Raw genomic sequence first — 16,211 nt, 5'->3', positions numbered from 1 at the left:
TTCAGCGGGCGATGATGACGTCGAGCTTCCGCGGCCCGTGGACGCCCTCGACGCGTTCGAGTTCGATGTCGCTGGTGGCGCTGGGGCCGCTGATCATGGTGAGCGGGCGGGTGCCGTCGATCCGGCGGAGGGCCTCGGGCAGGATGCCGGCGATGTCGGTGGCCTTCACGATGCAGATGTGATGGTCCGGGATGAGGCTGATCGCGCGGCGGCCCTGGTTGGGGCTGCCGTCCAGGATGATGGTGCCGGTTTCGGCGACGGAGATGGCGCTGCCGGTGACGACCGCGTCAATGCCATCGAGTTCAGAGACGCTCAGCGGTGTGGCGGCGGAATCGGTACGGCGCCGGCTGTCGCGATCAAGTTCGAGGTGGGTCAGCCAGCCGGTGTCGAACCCGGCGGGAACGACGTAGCTCCGGGCATCGGCGAGGAGTTCCGCGATTTGTGCCGGCACGTCGGCGGCGTCAACCACCGCCACCTGCGCTTTGTAGTCAATAAGGCGGTCCTCCAGGAGCTCGATCAGCGCTGCCTGGTCCAGCCCGGACGTTGACCGGTACAGCCGCGGAACCGGGGGTGCATCGGGGTTGTCCTGCAGGGCTGTGCGGATCCGGCCGAGAATGTCCTCGCGTGCGCTCATGGCTGGGATTCCTTGTTCTGTGCGGGTGTCTCCTGGGCCACGAAGGGGCCGCCGGCGGAGTCTGGTCTCTGGTGTTGTTTGGCCCACCAGTCGCGGAACGACTGGGAGGGCGGCGCCGGGATGTCCCTGCTTTGCGTCCACCCGGCGGCGATGCCGGGCAGTTTTTTGATCTTCTTGTCGGGGCCTGCGGCGAGGCGTCCCAGCGGCAGCCCCTTTTCGAGCAGTCCGAGCCGTTTGCCGGAGGACAGCGCCCAGGATGCGGCCTTCATGCCCGCGTCCATCTGGGTGGGGAGCTTCTTCTTCCCGCGTTGGCTGTCCACATCGACGCTGCGCAGGTGGACCAGGATGTCGGGGATGTTGATTTTCACCGGGCAGGCGTCATAGCAGGCCCCGCACAGCGAGGACGCGTAGGGCAGCGAGTTGTTCTCTTCCGCCTGGATGCCGGTCATCAGCGGGGAGAGAATGGCGCCGATCGGGCCGGGATAGGTGGAGCCGTAGGCGTGCCCGCCGGTGCGCTCGTAGACGGGGCAGACGTTCATGCACGCGCTGCACCGGATGCAGTGCAGGGCGGAGCGCCCCATTTCGTCTGCCAGGGCGGCGCTGCGGCCGTTGTCCAGCAGGACCAGGTGCATGTTCTGCGGCCCGTCGCCTTCCGTGACGCCGGTCCAGAGCGAGGTGTAGGGGTTCATCCGCTCGCCGGTGGAGGAGCGCGGGAGCAGCTGCATGAACACTTCGAGGTCCTGCCAGGTGGGCAGTAGCTTCTCCACACCCATCACGGTGATGAGGGTCTCCGGCAGGGTCAGGCACATTCGGCCGTTGCCTTCGGATTCGACGACGGCGAGGGTGCCGGAGTCGGCGAGGGCGAAGTTGGCGCCGGAGACGGCCACCTTGGCGGTGAGGAATTTGCGCCGCAGGTGTGACCGGGCGGCTGCGGCGAGGCGGGCCGGTTCGTTGGTGAGGTCCGGGTCCACGCCTTCCATTTCGCGCAGGAAGATGTCGCGGACCTCGGTGCGGTTTTTGTGGATGGCCGGGACCAGGATGTGGCTGGGCTTGTCGTGGTCCAGCTGGACGATCAGCTCCGCGAGGTCCGTCTCGAAGGCGGCGATTCCCTGCTCTTCGAGGTATTCGTTGAGGCCGATTTCCTGCGTCGCCATGGACTTGACCTTGACGACGTCGGTTTCCCCGGTGTCCCGGATCAGTCCGGCGACGATGGCGTTGGCTTCGTCCGCGTCGCGGGCCCAGTGGACGACGCCGCCGCGTGCCGTGAAGTTCGCCTCGAACTGTTCCAGGAGTTCGGGCAGCCGGGCCATCACGGATTCCTTGACGGCGGATCCGGCGTCGCGCAGCTGTTCCCAGTCGGGCAGCTCGGAGACCATTTTCAGCCGCTTGTCACGGATGGTGTGGGTGGCGTGGCCGAGGTTGGCGCGAAGCTGGGCGTTGCCGAGCTCACGGTGTGCCGCCTTCGGGAAGGACTGGGACGCGTGCAGGTTGCCCGTGCCGTAAGCGGGCAGGGCGGGCATGCCGAGGAAGGTGCTCATCGTGTGGCCTTTCCGGTGGAGACGAGGACGTCGCCGGTGACGGCCGCGGGGGCATCTTCGGTGCTGGCGAGGATTTCGGCAAGGTGGAGGGTAGTGACGGCGCTGCCCTGGCGGGACAGACCGCCGCCAATGTGCATGAGGCAGGACGCGTCCCCGCCGGCGCACAGTGTGGCGCCGGTGGCAGTGATGTTGGCCGTCTTGCCCTCAAGCATCGCGGAGGAGACATCAGCGTTCTTCATCGAAAACGTGCCGCCGAAGCCGCAGCACTGGTCAGCTTCCGGCAGTTCCGCCAGGTCGATTCCCTTCACGCTGGCCAGCAGCCGGGACTGCCGGTCCCCAAGCCGGAGCAGGCGCATGCCGTGGCAGCTGGGGTGGTACGTGACGCGGTGCGGGAAATACGAGCCGAGCTGGGCGCCGGCGTCGGTCACCCCCAGGACGTCGACCAGCAGTTCGGAGAGTTCGTACGTCTTGGCGCCGACGGCGTTGGCACGGGCTTCCAGGGATTTGTCGCCGCAGGAGCGGGCCACCATGGGATGCTGGTGCTTGACGGAGGCGACGCAGGATCCCGAAGGTGCGACGGCGACGTCGTAATCCCCGGTGTCGAAGGCCGCGACGTGGTTGGCCACCACCGGAACCGCTTCTTTGAGGTACCCGCTGTTGACGTGCATCTGCCCGCAGCAGGCCTGCCCGGCGGGGAACAGCACTTCGTGTCCCAGCCGCTCCAGAATCTTCACGGTGGCCTGGGCCGTGGCCGGATACATCGCATCCACAATGCACGTGGCGAATAAGGCGATTCTCATGACAGCCCTTTCGAGGAGCCTAGGATGATGTGGTCTGACCATAGTACAGCACGTGACGCCCGCCACCTTCAAACACTTTTATAAAGTGAACCCGGTCACACGCAATGGCAAACTATGCGCTACACTCTGATGGTCCGACCACAGTGGTCCGACCATAGACCCGTCGTCTCTCAACGTGGAGGAACTCGCGTGGACACTTTCACTCCCAGCACCGACCCGGTGCTTAACAGCGTCATGTGGTCGGCCCTGGTGGCCCTGCTGCCGCTCCTGACCTTCTTTATCCTGCTCGCCGTCGTCAAGACCAGGGCCCATGTCGCGGGGGCGTTCGCCCTCCTGGTGGCGCTCGTCGTGGGCATCGTGGCCTTCCAGATGCCGGCCGGCCTGGCGCTTCTCTCCGCAACCCAGGGCGGGGTTTTCGGCGCCTTCCCCGTTCTGTGGATCGTGATCATGGCCGTCTGGCTCTATCAGGTAACGGTGCTGAGCGGACGCTTCGAGGACCTGCGCCGGGTGTTCGACGTGATCGGCAAGGGTGATGTGCGCCTGCAGGCCGTGCTGATTGCGTTCTGCTTCGGCGGGCTGCTTGAGGCTCTGGCAGGGTTCGGCGCACCAGTAGCCATCACCGCCACGATGCTGCTCGCGCTCGGCCTGCCGCCACTGCGCGCCGCCGCGGCCGTCCTGGTTGCCAACACCGCACCAGTCGCGTTCGGCGCCATGGCCATCCCGGTCACCACCGCCGCCGGCCTCACCGGACTGCACGCGACGGACATCGCCTCCATCGTCGGCCGCCAAGCGCCGCTGCTGGCGACCATCGTGCCGCTGATCCTGCTCTTCATCCTCGACGGCCGCAAGGGCATCAAGGATTGCTGGCCCGCCGCGCTGGTGGTCGGCCTCTCGTTCGCCATCGCGCAGTTCCTGTGCTCGAACTACTTCTCCTACGAGCTCACCGACATCGTCGCCTCCCTCGTCGGCCTCGGCGCGGCCGTCCTCTTCTTCCGCGTCTGGACCCCCAAGGGCAGCGTTGCCGCCCGCGAACGTCTCGGCGTTGCCACTAATGCGGACGCGAAAAAGACAGTCGCCGCCGCAGGGGGCAGCTCACGCAGGGCGGCGGCAGTCACCACCGCCGAGGCTGCCGAAGACCGTTTGACCCCGACCCGCACCTGGCTCGCCCTCTTCCCGTACTTCCTCGTGATCGTCGTCTTCGGCATCGCGAAGCTGTGGAAACTGGGCGTGAACGTGCCCGCATTCCTCGCCTCCACCGATGTGAAGATCCCGTGGCCGATCCTCCACGACGCGCTGGTCGACGCCGCTGGGAAGCCCGTGTCCTCCACCGTCTACTCGTTCCAGTGGCTCTCCACCCCCGGCACCCTGCTGCTGATCACCGGCCTGATCGTGGCGTTTGTGTATTCGAAGTACAACGAGGGCGGCCGCTACAGCATCACGGTGGGGGACGCCGTCAAGGAGATCGGGCGCACCACCTACCGGATGCGCTGGGCAGGGCTGACCATCATCACCGTCCTGGCACTCGCGTACGTCATGAACTTCTCCGGGCAGACTGTCTCCATCGGCACCTGGCTGGCCGGCACCGGAGCCTTCTTCGCATTCCTCTCCCCGGTACTGGGCTGGATCGGCACCGCCGTCACCGGTTCCGACACGTCCGCCAATGCGCTGTTCGCCAAGCTGCAGCAGACGGCCGGGCTGAAGGCAGGCATTGACCCGAACCTCCTGGTGGCCGGCAACACCTCCGGCGGCGTGGTGGGCAAGTTGATCAGCCCCCAGAACCTCGCCATTGCGGCGTCCGCGGTCAGCCTGGAAGGCCAGGAATCGGTGATCCTGCGTAAAGTAGTCGGATGGAGCGTGGCTCTGCTGCTGGTGCTTTGCACCCTGTCCTACCTGCAGTCCACCCCGATCCTTGGCTGGATGCTGCCTTAGCGTCCGCCGCGCCGCTACGGGGAGTGCGGACCAGCGTCCGGCCCGCACTCCCGCTACTCGAAGGAAGTGCCCGTGACAGCCGCCGAAGCAGGAGCAAACCCCCGCCGCCGCACCCACGACGCGCTCCTGCAGGACATTGAAGCGGACCTCCGCTCGGGCAAGATCAAACTCGGGGACCGGCTTCCCGGTGAACGCACGCTGGCTGAAACCTACGGGATCTCCCGCTCGTCAGTACGGGAGGCCATCCGGGTTCTTGACGCCATGGGGGTGCTGCGCAGCTCGGTGGGATCCGGGCCCGCCTCGGGGGCCATCGTCGTCTCCAATCCCTCGGCCGGCCTGTCGTCGGCCCTGCGGCTGCACGTCGCCAGCAGCCGGCTTCCCGTCGAGGACATTGTGCAGACCCGCATCCTGCTCGAAACCTGGACGGCCACCGCGGGGGCGGCCCGGCCCGGTGGCGAGGAGGAGCTTGCGGAGGCAGCCCGGCTGCTCCAGGCCATGGACGATCCCGGCATTGACCGGCCCACCTTCCACGAACTCGACGCGCGCTTCCATGTGACGCTCAGCTCCCTGGCCGGAAACGCCGTGGTGGCCACCATGATGGAATCCCTCAGCGGCGCGATCGTCGGCTACGTCAAGGGAGCGATGGACGCCATGGATGCGTGGCCCGACGTCGTCTGCGTGCTCCGGGCCCAGCACCACGGCATATTCGACGCCGTCAAGGCACGCGACGGCCAACTCGCGGCCCGGCTCCTGCGCGAACACATCGAATGGTTCTACACCCGGGCGCACGAAGTCACGGCCCAGCCCGCCGCCTGAATCTCGCTCTAGTCGGGCGCAAGAAGATGACCCGACCCGTCGTTACCGTTTATCTCGGCTCTCGAATTCTTCGTCAAGTTCGTACCGCCGGAACTCTGTTTCCGGATTGGGCTCGCCGTCGGCCACGATCTCGTGGTCAAACTGGCGTTGGATCTGGCTGTCGAGCACCTGTAAGTCCTGGTCTGAGACCTGCTCCAGATGAACGGGAATGACTCTTCCGGGGTCAGATGGAAATTGTTGACATACTCAAGGGGGTCTTGGACCGTGTGGCGACGGCGGCGCAGGCACAGGTGGTGATCAGACGTCCTTCGCCGTGGCCGAGACCGGACATGACATGCCACGCAGCCCCCTCGGTGACGCTGAGTGTTTCACCGCTTGTCTTTTTGTCGAAGAGGACGGCGACGCCGGGGCTTATACCGACCTCCACGGCAGGGCAGTGCCGGCTAGGCACGAAGGACGGATTCGTGCACCGCCGTTCAGCTCCCCGCCGGCTGGCGAGAGGCCCTGGGTAAATCCTGTCACGAAGCGCTGGCCCGGGTGTGGATCGTCCGATAGGCGAACTCCACCAGGTAGTCGTTGAGGGCGTGGCTCGCCTTCTCGGCGCCCTCCGAGTCGCGGTCCAGAATTGCGTGGAGGATGCGGGCGTGGAGGCTTGAGCCCTGACTAATTTCAGCTTGTTCATCACGAACGTGGGTGATCCAAAACCTGCGTGAAAGGCCCTGAAGGGGCGCCATGGCATCGGCCAGGTACTCGTTGTGGCTTGCGTTGACGATCATCAGGTGGGTTTCCTTGACCGTTTCGAGGTACTGCCGGAGTGTGAATCGGTCAGCCTCGAGAAGTTGCACCATTTCCTGCATGGCCTCGCTGTCGTTGTTCGTTGCAGTTTGGCATGCCAGCCTCACGGCCAGGGCTTCCAGTACGCGGCGGAGTTCGAGCATGCGCAGCTGGGCTTCGACGGATGCAGGCGGCACGAGGACACCCTTGTTCGGGTGGATCTCAACGAGCCGGTTACGGGCCAACTGCTGAAGGGCCTCCCTGACAGGAGTCCGTCCCAGGCCCGTCTTTTCCATTAGGACCGCCTCGGAGACAAGCGAGCCAGGTGCCAGTTCCTGGAAGACGATGAGCCGCTCAATCTCTTCGTAGGCTTGCGCGGCCTTACCCTGCTGCATCATGAAACAACTCTAACCGACCCCATTGCACAACCGATATATTGGTTGCATACTGGTGTGACGCAGGCTACTCCGAAGCCTCCCAACTTTCTACAGATTCGAGGTCAGCAATGGCGAAGACCGTCACCGTTGAGCGGCGTTCCATTGACTTCATCCCACCCGAAGAACGGCACGGCAAGCCCCGTAGCCTGTTGTTCATATGGTTCGCCGCCAACACATCCATTACCGCGGTCGTGACAGGCGCTTTGTTCGTGATCCTCGGGAACAGTGCGCTGTGGTCCATTCCCGCCATCATCCTCGGTAACGCTGTGGGTGGCTTCTTCACTGCACTGCACTCAGCACAGGGCCCCAAGCTCGGGGTTCCGCAAATGATCCAGAGCCGGGCGCAGTTCGGCTACTTCGGTGCCATCCTGCCGCTCGTCCTGGCGCTGATGATCTATGTTGGCTTTTACGCCACAGGCCTGGTCCTTGGCGGTCAGGCTATCGGTACCCTGTTCGGGGTCTCCCCGCAGATGGGCGCCACGATCTTCGCGCTCATGTCGACCACCTTGGCGATCATCGGATACCGCTACATCCACAAGTTCTCGCACATCGCGGCGGTCCTGAGCGCCGTTGTGTTCGTGATCCTCCTGGTGCGCATCATCACCGATGGGAACATCGGCGCGGCCGTTGAGACGAACGCCTTTGACGGCGCTGCGTTCGTCCTTGGCATCTCCCTCTCCGCATCGTGGCAGTTGACTTTCGGCCCCTACATCGCGGACTACTCACGGTATTTGCCCGAAGACACCCCCAAACGGGCCACAATCGGCTGGACCTTTCTGGGCAGTGTCCTTGGCGGCTCTTTGGCCATGATCCTCGGCGCGCTGGCGGCGGCCCTTGGTGGCAAAGCCTTCGGCCATGATCAGGTCGGGTACCTCGCCGGGCTCGGCGGGGCGATCTGGCCGCTGGTCCTGCTCGCCGTGATCCTGGGCAAGCTCACTGGCAACACTCTCAGTTCCTACGGCGGGTACATGTCGCTGGCCACCATCATCACAAGCCTCACCGGACAGAACCGGGTCGGGCCGCGGCAACGCTCGCTCTACGTCGTGGTGATTTCCGCTGTCTCCCTGGCGATTGCACTAGCTGCCACCGCAAACTTCCTGACCAACTTCACAAACTTCCTGCTGTTCCTGCTCTACTTCATGACACCCTGGTCGGCCATCAACCTCGTGGACTACTACTGGGTCCGCAAGGAGCGGTACAACATTGCCCAACTCTTCCTCCGCGACGGCGAATATGGCCGCTTCAACAAAGGCGCTTTCCTCGCATACGCCATCGGCGTGCTCATCCAGATCCCCTTCATGAATAGCTCGCTATACGTGGGCCCCATCGCCAACCTGCTCGGAGGCGCAGAGATTGCCTGGCTCATCGGGCTCGTCGTCGCCGGCGGCCTCTACTACGCCGCGTCCCGAAACGTTCGCAACCAAACCGTCTCGGCCCCCGACTTCATCGCGGAACAGCGCCACGAAGTTGCTGTCCCCGCCGCCGCAACCACCTCAAAGGAAACCCCGTGAAATACGATCCCGCGCTTGAGAGCAGCCCGCTGCCATATTCACCCTTCAAAAGCTGCACCGTCCCCCGACCCATCGGCTGGCTCTCGAGCGTCAGTCCAGACGGTGTGGAGAACCTGGCACCCTACAGTCAGTGGCAGAACCTGACTTTCGATCCCCCCATGGTGATGTTCTCCGCCAACCAGTACCCGGACGGGCGGAGGAAAGACACCGTCCTGAACGCGGAGCAAACCGGCTGGTTCGTATGGAACATGGCCACCTACGACCTTCGCGAAGCGGTCAATATCAGCGCCATGGCCTTGCCATTCGAGGAGAACGAATTTGACCACGCCGGCGTCACAAAGCGCTATGCGGAGCTCTCCCCCACACCCATGGTGGCCGAAAGCCCGGTCCATTTTGAGTGCAGGTACCTCTCGACGCACCGAATGACGGGTAGCTCGAACGTTGGAACCATCGACATCGTCTTTGCACAGGTCGAACGGATTCATATCAACGACGAGGTCCTCACCGTCGATGGGAGGCTCGACATCCCTAAAATCCGGCCCCTGGCCAGGATGGGATATCACGACTACGCCTCCATCACGGAGACTTTCGAAATGAAAATCCCCCACGCATCCGACGACGAAGCCTACGGACTCGCCGGCCAGCCCGCCTAGGTACTTCTCCCCGAAGCCCCCGCTCAAGGACCATTGAGCGGGGGCTTCGGCCATGCCGTCCCGCTTCAGGGCCCTGCTGTACGAGCACGTCCGAGAGGGTGGGGTCTAGAGCAGCGGGCCGTCGTAGTCGGAGATGCTGGGTCTGACTTCCCGAAGAAACTGGGCCAGAGCGGCCTCGGGACGACCCGGGAACGCTGCCACGAGTTCGCTAAGCTTCTGGGTGTCCGCGGGGGTGCCGGAGGCCAGAACAGTTTCAATGATCGCTTCAGCCTGGCGTCGCACTGAATCTGCGGGGTCGCGTGAGCCCTGCGCATCCCTGTCATGCTCTTCCGGTTCCGGGACACCACGGTTCGAAGTAATGGTCGACATTCTATGCACCTGCTCGTTCGCGCCTCAGGAAGGGTCTGAAGCTGGCCCACGGCCATGCGCGTTCCACAGAGCAGGTGCCCATCACGGAGGACTGATAAGCGCGACGTTACTCAGGCCACGTCGCTCCAGGTAGGGCCATTGGATCCTTCCGTCGCCACCATTAGTGCGGTGTTAGGCCCTCGCATCCGGGAACCAGCCCTCCGGTGCCCGTTTTGGTTCGAGGTGTTCAGGGTCCCGGTGTTTCTGCATATCGCATTTATAGAACGGCCCGTGGGGGTCCAAGAGCACGCTCATGTGATGGTCGGCGTGGTCTCTGAACCAGACGCTGATCCCCGTCGCTCCGTCGAGTCGGAGGTGTTCCCAGGCGCGCCACAGAGCTTCTATCCGGCTGACGGCTTCGGGGTGGAAGTACCACTCGATGCACCATTTTGCGGCGCGGCCGTCGATGTCGCGGACGTAGGTAGGCAGGAGCTGCTCGTGAAGAAATTCCTCGGCCGAGCCGTACACCAGTTCCGGTGTCTTCTGGTCGTCGGCCGGAGCATCTGCGGGTGTCTCAGCCTTGAGTGAGCCGAAGCGGCCGATTTCGGTAGTCATGCCAGCCCCCTAACCCGCGAGCCAGGGATTGGACTTCGCAGCAGGGCCGGCCGGCACAGCTTCCTCTTCGGGGCGCGGGCTGTACTGCTTAATGGATGCCTCCACGGCGTCCTTGTGCGTGCCGGTGTACCAGGGCATGGTGCGGACGAGAGTGGCGGGAGCGCCGGAGGCGAGGACGACGGCGCGGCCGCGGTCCAGCTCGGCGAGGTTGGAGACGTCGAAGATCCGTTCCTTCCCTTCCTGACGGGACCGGCTGGACCCGGATTTGCCGGAGCTGATGGAAACGTTGGTGTAGCTGTAGTCCCCGATCAGGTCCGAGAGAGCACGGAGGAATCCTTCTTCGGCCACTCCCCCGCCGTAGACCTTGACGTTTGCTGCGGACCAAATTTTCCGCATATTCGCCTCCCCCCATAGTTCGACGCCCTGGGACCAGGACTGCAGGATGCCCATAACAATCAGGCCTTTGGAGCCGTAGTGGCTGAACTGGTCCGGCAGGCCGGCCCAGCGGACGACGTTTGCCAGCTCGTCCAGGGCGAAGAGCGCCGGTTTGGGCAGACGACCGCCGCTGCGCTCCGCCCGTTCTTCCATGGCTTCCGCGATGGCCACGGTCAGGGCTGTGGTGAGCGGAGCGGCGGAGCCTGCACCTTCCTTGGAGAGGATGTAGATGGTTTCCTGGGACGCGGCGAAGGCGTGAGGGTTGAACTGACGACGGGCGTCCAGGGCAACCGTGGCCTCTCCGGTGGGGGCGACCCAGCGGAGGGTGTTGCGGCTCTTGAGGCACTGGATCATCTTCTCGGCGGTGCCGAAGATGCCGTCGCGCTGCTTGTCCGCGAGCTTGAGCGTGGATTCCAAGCCGCGGTACTGCAACTCGTAGTCGTGCTCTTTCAGGATCTCGATTGGTTCCTGGCTGACCTGCTCCGTGACCCAGAAATAGACCTGCGTGATTGGCAGGTCCCCGAGGGCGGCGGCGAGGAAGTATGAGGAGAGAATGTCTTCGGCCTTGGGGTCGAAGTAAGCGTCCGGCTTGGAGCCCGGGACGCGGGAGCCGACTGAGAAGTGCTGGGTGAGCTTGTAGGCCTTCTCTTCGTCGGTGACGTAAGAGAGGGGGTTCCACCACCAGTCGGGCTCTTCCTGAGCGATTTTCTGCGGGTCAAAGACCCAGACAGGGGCGGTGGCTGCGCGGACGCCGCGGGTGCCGTCAACGACGTCGCGCTTGTTCGAGGTAGAGACCACAGCTCCAGGGGCGTCCAGGATCGCCGGCATGACCCGGGAGGTGGACTTACCGGTACGGGGGCCCCAGATATCGAGGCTGAGGTCTTCCCAGGACTGGATGAACGTTTGCCCGGTGGAGACGACCTTGCCGACAATGATGCCGGGTTTGCCGGCGACGCCCAGCCGGTTGGCGGTGGCTTGGGCGCCCTTTTGAGAGAACGCGGTGAGGTTCTTGCCGCGGCCGAGGTACCGGGCTGCTTTGTCGACCCGGGCACGCTTGGAGGCACCCTTCCGCCAAGCCCAGAAGACGACTGCGGCCAGGGCGATTACCAGGCCGGCCATGACCGCCACAACGACGGTCGCCTGGGCCGGCCAGATGACTTTGCCCTTCACCAGGCCGGCGATCAAGTCGATGGGGTGGCCCGGAGGCGTCGGCAGGCCGGCCATCCATGATCCGATGTGCACGGCGGCGTACGCGCCGCCGCCGACGATGACGATGAAGCCGATGGCCAGCCAGACCAGAATCGCGTCCCCCAGGCCCATGCCTTTACGGTTCGGTGCGCTCACAGTGCATCTCCTGTCGCGGGCAGCTCCGCGGCCGCGGGGTCCATCAAGGGGGCCGCGGGTTCGTGCCAGCGGGTGTTGGTGTCGTTCAGGCCCTCGGCCCGTTCGATGGAGGTCAAACCGATCTGGACCGGGATGCCCGGGCGGCCGCCGACCTTGATGAGGAACTTTCCCCGGCCCGGGGGTTCGACGTCGGCGCCGCGGGAGTTCCAGGCGGGCGGGTCCTGCCAGGAGATGAGCTTCTGCTGTTCCTGCCGCGAGAGCGGGATGGCCTGAGTCAGCAGCGGCATCTCGGAGGCCGGGAGACCGCCGCAGATGACCATGCCGGAGCGTTCCACGAACCCGCGGGCCTTCATCCGGTCCTCTTCGGCCGGCAGCGCCAGCAGGTCGGACATGGTGTGGGAGATCATGATCTGCCCGACACCCACGGAACGGTTCAACCGGGTCAGGGCGTCGACCCGGTCGACCATGCCCTTGCCCGAGCGCAGCGCCCGCCACAGCTCGTCCAGGACGACGAAGTAGTTCCGCCGAGGTTCCAGCCCGGCGTCAGCGAGGGCGTTGGCGACGTTGACCGTGCCGAAGCCGTAGGACCAGCACGCCAGCAGCACTGCGGCCTGCAGGTCTGTCTCGGTCTCGTCAATAGTCGAGACGTCGAACACCACGGCGCGGTCCCGGCTCATGGGGTTGGTGCTTTGGCGGGAGAAGATTTCGCCGAGCTTCCCGCCGCCGGTCAGGCCGAGCAGGGTGGCCTCCAGCGCCCGGGTTTCCTTCAGGTAGACGTTGATGTCGCCGCGGTCCAGCGCCACCTGGCGCAACTCGTCGGGGGCCGAGACAATGACGTCGAGCAGGTCCTTGAGGACAGGGACGCCGTCGAACCGGTCATCGAGCACGCGGAGGGCGCGGTCGAGAATGGTCTGTTCCTGGTCCGTGGGCGGGTTGTTCCGGCTGATAGTGATCAGGGAGACGACCATGTTCAGGCGTCGACCGTGGGCGTCGGCACGGACGCGGGTGGCAGCCTCGTGGTGGCCGGCCTCTTCGAGTCGCTGCGCGACCTCGACGGCCTGGCCGGGGTCAAGGATATTCAGGTACCCGACGCCGCGGCCGAGCTTAATGACCTGCCCACCAAGGGCCTGCACCGCTTTGACGTGCTCACCCTTCAGGTCACCCAAGACGAGGGCATTGACACCCTGAGCGGAGAGGCCAAGGAACATGCGGCGGACCAGCGTGGACTTGCCCAAGCCCGGCTTGCCGAGGATGAACGCGGACGGATTGGAAATCAGCCGGGCACGCTGAAACCAGCTGATCGGGTCGCAGCAGACGGTCGCCTGGGTTTCCTCGTGCCGACCCAGCGGCACACCGATCATGGGTGATGACGCGCCCGAGGAGAACGGCCACAGGCCGCAGACCTGAACAGTGGTGCCGCGGTATTCGGTGACGGAGGGAACGAGCGCGGCCATGCCGCCGCCGCGTCCGGTCCAGCCGCGTGCGCCCGGGCCGGCGTCCCGGGCGGGACGCTTCTCCGTACCCACCACTGGTTCCTTTACTGTCTTTGACTTCTTTGCAGTCAAAAGGCGCATGCGGGCCATTAGAGGGCGTCCTTAATCTCGGAGGGCACCATGCTGTGCTTGGGCAGGACCAGTCCCAGAGGCAGGGACGCGGCGAACGCGGTGTCCTGGGATCCGTAGGCCCGGCGCAGCAGCACCCGGGCGGTGCCGGAAGTCTGCTCGATGGCGGCAACGGCGTCCGCGAGGCGTTCCTTATCGGTCACGGTGGCGGTGACGACCATGCCGAAGTTCACCAGGCCGGCGCCCTGGGCTTCTTCTTGGGCGGTCTGCACGGCGGACCGGGCATCGACCAGGGCGCGGGCGGAGGGGCGGGTCCCGGAGGTGATGCGGACGTTGGCGTTGTTCTGGTCCCGTTCGACCACGGCCGCGGCGCGGGCCGAGTCCATCGGACGGTACAGCAGGGAGATGCGCTTGCGGTCGATGTCCCCGTGCGGGGCCAGGAGACGGGAAAGCACCGAGGAGTTCACGGAGCCGCGGGGTGCGCCGGTCATCGTCCAGGATGCGGAGAAGGCGCTGTCGTGGCGGTAGTCGTCCCAGCTGGCCTGTGTCGCGGTGGGGCCGACGTCGCCCCAGCTCAGGGAGACAGGGGAACCGGCGGCGTGGGCTTCATCAATGATCAGGGCCGCCGGCGGGTCATAGGCGATCCGGACGACTTCGCAGAGTTCCTGCGCGGACATGGGCCGGGCGATGCCGGCGCCGGTGGACTGGAGCCGGGCCGAGAGGCCCGGAATGCGGGAGGCAAGGTCGCGGGCGACGTCCTCGGGGGTGCGCTTCTTTGAACCCGACCGGAGGGAGGCGTTGAACGTCAGGGAAACCCAGGCCCGCACGGTGGCGGAGCCTTCCGGGTAGGTGTCCACGACCTCGCGCAGGATCGCCTGGGCGAAGGCAGGGGCGTTCGGGTCGATGTTCATCTCGACCTCGTTGCGGAGACGGTAGCCGGAGTCGGGCGCGGTTTCGACCGTGACTGCTGCGGCGTCCAGGCCGGCTTCGTCGGCGAGGCCGGCGAGCCAGCCGCCCCAGTTCGCCACCCACGCATCGACCTGTTCAGGGTCGACCAGGGACGCGCCGTCGGGTTCGGTGGAGAAGATGACGGTGAAGTGGTTCGTGGCCGGGACGTGCAGGAGGGCGAACGGACGCTTGTAGGAGTCGGAGAATTCGTACAGCGTGGACTTCGCGGCCAGTCCTGGCAGCTGGTACATGCCCCACTGCGTGACGCCCAGAGGGCCGGAGCGGTAAAGGTTGGTGCCCGAGCCTTTGGAGATCCGGAAGCTCAACCGGGTCGCGGTGCGGTCAACGACGGACTGGCCATGCTTGTCCTTGACCGTCAGCAGGAGGGCACTGATCCCGGCGACGGCGAGGACCGCGAGGCCCGGAAGCAGGCCCCAGATAGCGAAGCTCGTGATGCCCAGCAGCAGCCCGACCATGACGATGCCGGTGCCGATGGCACCGAGGTTGCCCAACCCGGCCGAGCGGGGCACGCGCCAGTTGCCGTAGGACGGTTCTTTGTATTCGGTGTTAATTGCTGCCACTGGGGCCCTCCATGGATTCTGATTGGCCGGTTGAGTCCTGTGCGGTTTGTTGGGCGGCCTGGGAAACCCGGGACGCTACTTGTGTTCCTGCGGCTACGGCCATACCAGCCGGGCCGGCTGCTGCCGTCGCACCCGACGCGGTGCCTGCCGCGCCAGCGGTGCCTGCCCCTGCCGCTCCGGCGGCACCTGCAGCTCCAGCTGCTCCTGCGGCTGCAGCTCCCTGCGCGCCTGCGGTTCCGGCCGATCCGGGGGTTGGTTTCCCGCCGCTGCCCTTGGGCCCGGGGGTCCCGTCGCTGCCCTTCGGGGTGGAGCCCGGCTGGTTGGAGCTCGCCGGCGTGGGGGCGGCATTGCCGCGTCCGCTGCCGCTGCGGCCCATGGACACGGCACCGGTGGCCATAGCACCGACGGCGGCGCCGGCTCCCGCGCCGCCGCCGGAGGCGACCGCTCCGACCATGGGGGTCACGAAGCGCATTAGCGCCGGCATGGCGAACAGGGCCACGACCATGAGCGTGAACCCGGTGATTGAGCCGATCAGCGCGTTCTTCCCACTGCTTCCCATGAGGAGGAATGCCACCGAGTACACGATTGCCGCGGCGGGTTTGTAGAGGATGAAAGCGATCATCCAGCCGATTGCTTTCTGGAACCACTGCTTGCCCATCTCCGTGTTCGTGAACGCGGCGGTCGTGGGCAGGATGCCGGCGAGGATTACCAGCATTCCACTCCGCACGACCATGAGCACGACCTGAACGAGGGAAGCCAGCAACCCGATCAGTCCCAGGATGATGAGGATGAAGACCCCGACGCCGGTCTGGTTGGTCATGACCAGAAGCTTCATTGCGTCCGAGAAGCCTTTACCGTCAGTCGAGCGGTTGATAATCGCGGCCGAGAACGCATCCGCAGCGACCACGAGGATGGAAATGACACCCAGACCCAACCCGGACACCAGCGTCAGCGTGACCAGGGAGCGGAGAAGGTCCTTTAGAGGCGCTCCCCGCTGCTCCCAGATCATGCGAATACCGCCGATGATGACCGCCAGGACGGCCAGCGCAACCGTCCAAACCATGAGCTCGCCGTTGACCATGGAAACAATCGGGCTGGCCGCAGTCCCGTCCTGGCTCGTCAGGTTCACCGTCGGCATGGAGACCCAGAAAGTCGACAGAGTCGTCACCATCTGGCTCATACCCTCCATGATTGCCTTCGCCATATTTCCCATGGCGTCGTTGACTGCGCCGGATGCGATGTTGCCCGCGACGCAGGTTATGTCCCCCAGCCCGCACTCAGCCATG

15 protein-coding genes are annotated in these 16,211 nt (G+C 65.3%); 4 read left to right on the top strand and 11 right to left on the bottom strand.

Annotation, left to right across the window (positions count from 1 at the left end):
- Nucleotide 1 precedes the first annotated feature (1 nt).
- Genes AB0O44_RS15620 through AB0O44_RS15610 form a run of 3 tightly spaced genes read right to left on the bottom strand, consistent with a single transcriptional unit; the run spans nt 2 to nt 2,972 of the window.
- Nucleotides 2-634: a lactate utilization protein C gene (locus tag AB0O44_RS15620; RefSeq protein ID WP_364138931.1), complete on the bottom strand. Its 633-nt coding sequence runs from the start codon at nt 632-634 to the stop codon at nt 2-4.
- Nucleotides 631-2,172: a LutB/LldF family L-lactate oxidation iron-sulfur protein gene (locus tag AB0O44_RS15615; protein ID WP_364138929.1), complete on the bottom strand. Its 1,542-nt coding sequence runs from the start codon at nt 2,170-2,172 to the stop codon at nt 631-633. The genes AB0O44_RS15620 and AB0O44_RS15615 overlap by 4 nt, the downstream gene beginning before the upstream one ends.
- Entirely contained in the window at nt 2,169-2,972 is an 804-nt protein-coding gene (locus AB0O44_RS15610; protein ID WP_364138928.1) for a (Fe-S)-binding protein, read from the bottom strand. The genes AB0O44_RS15615 and AB0O44_RS15610 overlap by 4 nt, the downstream gene beginning before the upstream one ends.
- Nucleotides 2,973-3,161: 189 nt before the next feature.
- Between AB0O44_RS15610 and AB0O44_RS15605 the strand changes: the two genes are divergently transcribed.
- Nucleotides 3,162-4,901 carry an L-lactate permease gene (locus AB0O44_RS15605; RefSeq protein ID WP_364138926.1) on the top strand — a complete coding sequence of 580 codons (1,740 nt, stop codon included), beginning with the start codon at nt 3,162-3,164 and terminating at the stop codon, nt 4,899-4,901.
- 72 nt (nt 4,902-4,973) lie between these two features.
- Entirely contained in the window at nt 4,974-5,717 is a 744-nt protein-coding gene (locus AB0O44_RS15600; protein WP_364138925.1) for an FCD domain-containing protein, read from the top strand.
- 42 nt (nt 5,718-5,759) lie between these two features.
- Here the strand turns inward: AB0O44_RS15600 and AB0O44_RS15595 are convergent, their stop codons facing one another.
- Nucleotides 5,760-5,885 (bottom strand): hypothetical protein, encoded by a 126-nt coding sequence (locus tag AB0O44_RS15595; protein WP_364138924.1) that lies wholly within the window; start codon nt 5,883-5,885, stop codon nt 5,760-5,762.
- 350 nt (nt 5,886-6,235) lie between these two features.
- Nucleotides 6,236-6,889, bottom strand: a complete 654-nt coding sequence (locus AB0O44_RS15590) for a GntR family transcriptional regulator (protein ID WP_364138922.1) — start codon at nt 6,887-6,889, stop codon at nt 6,236-6,238.
- 107 nt (nt 6,890-6,996) lie between these two features.
- Between AB0O44_RS15590 and AB0O44_RS15585 the strand changes: the two genes are divergently transcribed.
- Both AB0O44_RS15585 and AB0O44_RS15580 read left to right on the top strand, forming a co-directional pair.
- On the top strand, nt 6,997-8,439 hold the full coding sequence (locus AB0O44_RS15585; RefSeq protein ID WP_364138920.1) for a cytosine permease: 1,443 nt from the start codon (nt 6,997-6,999) through the stop codon (nt 8,437-8,439).
- A complete protein-coding gene (locus AB0O44_RS15580) occupies nt 8,436-9,092 on the top strand; it encodes a flavin reductase family protein (RefSeq protein ID WP_364138918.1) in 657 nt (218 codons plus the stop codon). The genes AB0O44_RS15585 and AB0O44_RS15580 overlap by 4 nt, the downstream gene beginning before the upstream one ends.
- Nucleotides 9,093-9,197: 105 nt before the next feature.
- Here AB0O44_RS15580 and AB0O44_RS15575 read toward each other — a convergent pair whose 3' ends face one another.
- The 6 genes from AB0O44_RS15575 to AB0O44_RS15550 form a co-directional block, all read right to left on the bottom strand.
- On the bottom strand, nt 9,198-9,461 hold the full coding sequence (locus AB0O44_RS15575; protein ID WP_364138917.1) for a hypothetical protein: 264 nt from the start codon (nt 9,459-9,461) through the stop codon (nt 9,198-9,200).
- Between the two features lie 171 nt (nt 9,462-9,632).
- The gene (locus AB0O44_RS15570) at nt 9,633-10,055 is read right to left on the bottom strand and encodes a DUF4913 domain-containing protein (protein WP_364138915.1); all 423 of its coding nucleotides are present in this window, start codon (nt 10,053-10,055) and stop codon (nt 9,633-9,635) included.
- A 9-nt stretch (nt 10,056-10,064) separates the two neighbouring features.
- Nucleotides 10,065-11,834: a TraM recognition domain-containing protein gene (locus tag AB0O44_RS15565; RefSeq protein ID WP_364138914.1), complete on the bottom strand. Its 1,770-nt coding sequence runs from the start codon at nt 11,832-11,834 to the stop codon at nt 10,065-10,067.
- Nucleotides 11,831-13,417, bottom strand: a complete 1,587-nt coding sequence (locus AB0O44_RS15560) for a DUF87 domain-containing protein (RefSeq protein WP_364138913.1) — start codon at nt 13,415-13,417, stop codon at nt 11,831-11,833. Before AB0O44_RS15560 ends, AB0O44_RS15565 begins: the two co-directional genes overlap by 4 nt.
- A complete protein-coding gene (locus AB0O44_RS15555) occupies nt 13,417-14,925 on the bottom strand; it encodes an SCO6880 family protein (RefSeq protein WP_364138911.1) in 1,509 nt (502 codons plus the stop codon). The genes AB0O44_RS15560 and AB0O44_RS15555 overlap by 1 nt, the downstream gene beginning before the upstream one ends.
- Nucleotides 14,912-16,210, bottom strand: coding sequence for a hypothetical protein (locus AB0O44_RS15550; protein ID WP_364138910.1), 1,299 nt, complete (start codon nt 16,208-16,210; stop codon nt 14,912-14,914). The genes AB0O44_RS15555 and AB0O44_RS15550 overlap by 14 nt, the downstream gene beginning before the upstream one ends.
- Between the last annotated feature and the right edge of the window lies 1 nt (nt 16,211).

This window comes from Arthrobacter sp. NPDC080082 (assembly GCF_040686595.1).
GTDB lineage: Bacteria > Actinomycetota > Actinomycetes > Actinomycetales > Micrococcaceae > Arthrobacter.
Note: the sequence above shows the minus strand (reverse complement) of the source record. Positions and strands in the feature narration are given on the sequence as shown.

Excerpts from the sequence above, each read along its gene's own strand:
- AB0O44_RS15620 (WP_364138931.1), bottom strand. The coding sequence starts at position 634 with ATGAGCGCACGCGAGGACATTCTCGGCCGGATCCGCACAGCCCTGCAG.
- AB0O44_RS15615 (WP_364138929.1), bottom strand. The coding sequence starts at position 2,172 with ATGAGCACCTTCCTCGGCATGCCCGCCCTGCCCGCTTACGGCACGGGC.
- AB0O44_RS15610 (WP_364138928.1), bottom strand. The coding sequence starts at position 2,972 with ATGAGAATCGCCTTATTCGCCACGTGCATTGTGGATGCGATGTATCCG.
- AB0O44_RS15590 (WP_364138922.1), bottom strand. The coding sequence starts at position 6,889 with ATGATGCAGCAGGGTAAGGCCGCGCAAGCCTACGAAGAGATTGAGCGG.
- AB0O44_RS15585 (WP_364138920.1), top strand. The coding sequence starts at position 6,997 with ATGGCGAAGACCGTCACCGTTGAGCGGCGTTCCATTGACTTCATCCCA.
- AB0O44_RS15575 (WP_364138917.1), bottom strand. The coding sequence starts at position 9,461 with ATGTCGACCATTACTTCGAACCGTGGTGTCCCGGAACCGGAAGAGCAT.
- AB0O44_RS15570 (WP_364138915.1), bottom strand. The coding sequence starts at position 10,055 with ATGACTACCGAAATCGGCCGCTTCGGCTCACTCAAGGCTGAGACACCC.
- AB0O44_RS15560 (WP_364138913.1), bottom strand. The coding sequence starts at position 13,417 with ATGGCCCGCATGCGCCTTTTGACTGCAAAGAAGTCAAAGACAGTAAAG.
- AB0O44_RS15550 (WP_364138910.1), bottom strand. The coding sequence starts at position 16,210 with ATGGCTGAGTGCGGGCTGGGGGACATAACCTGCGTCGCGGGCAACATC.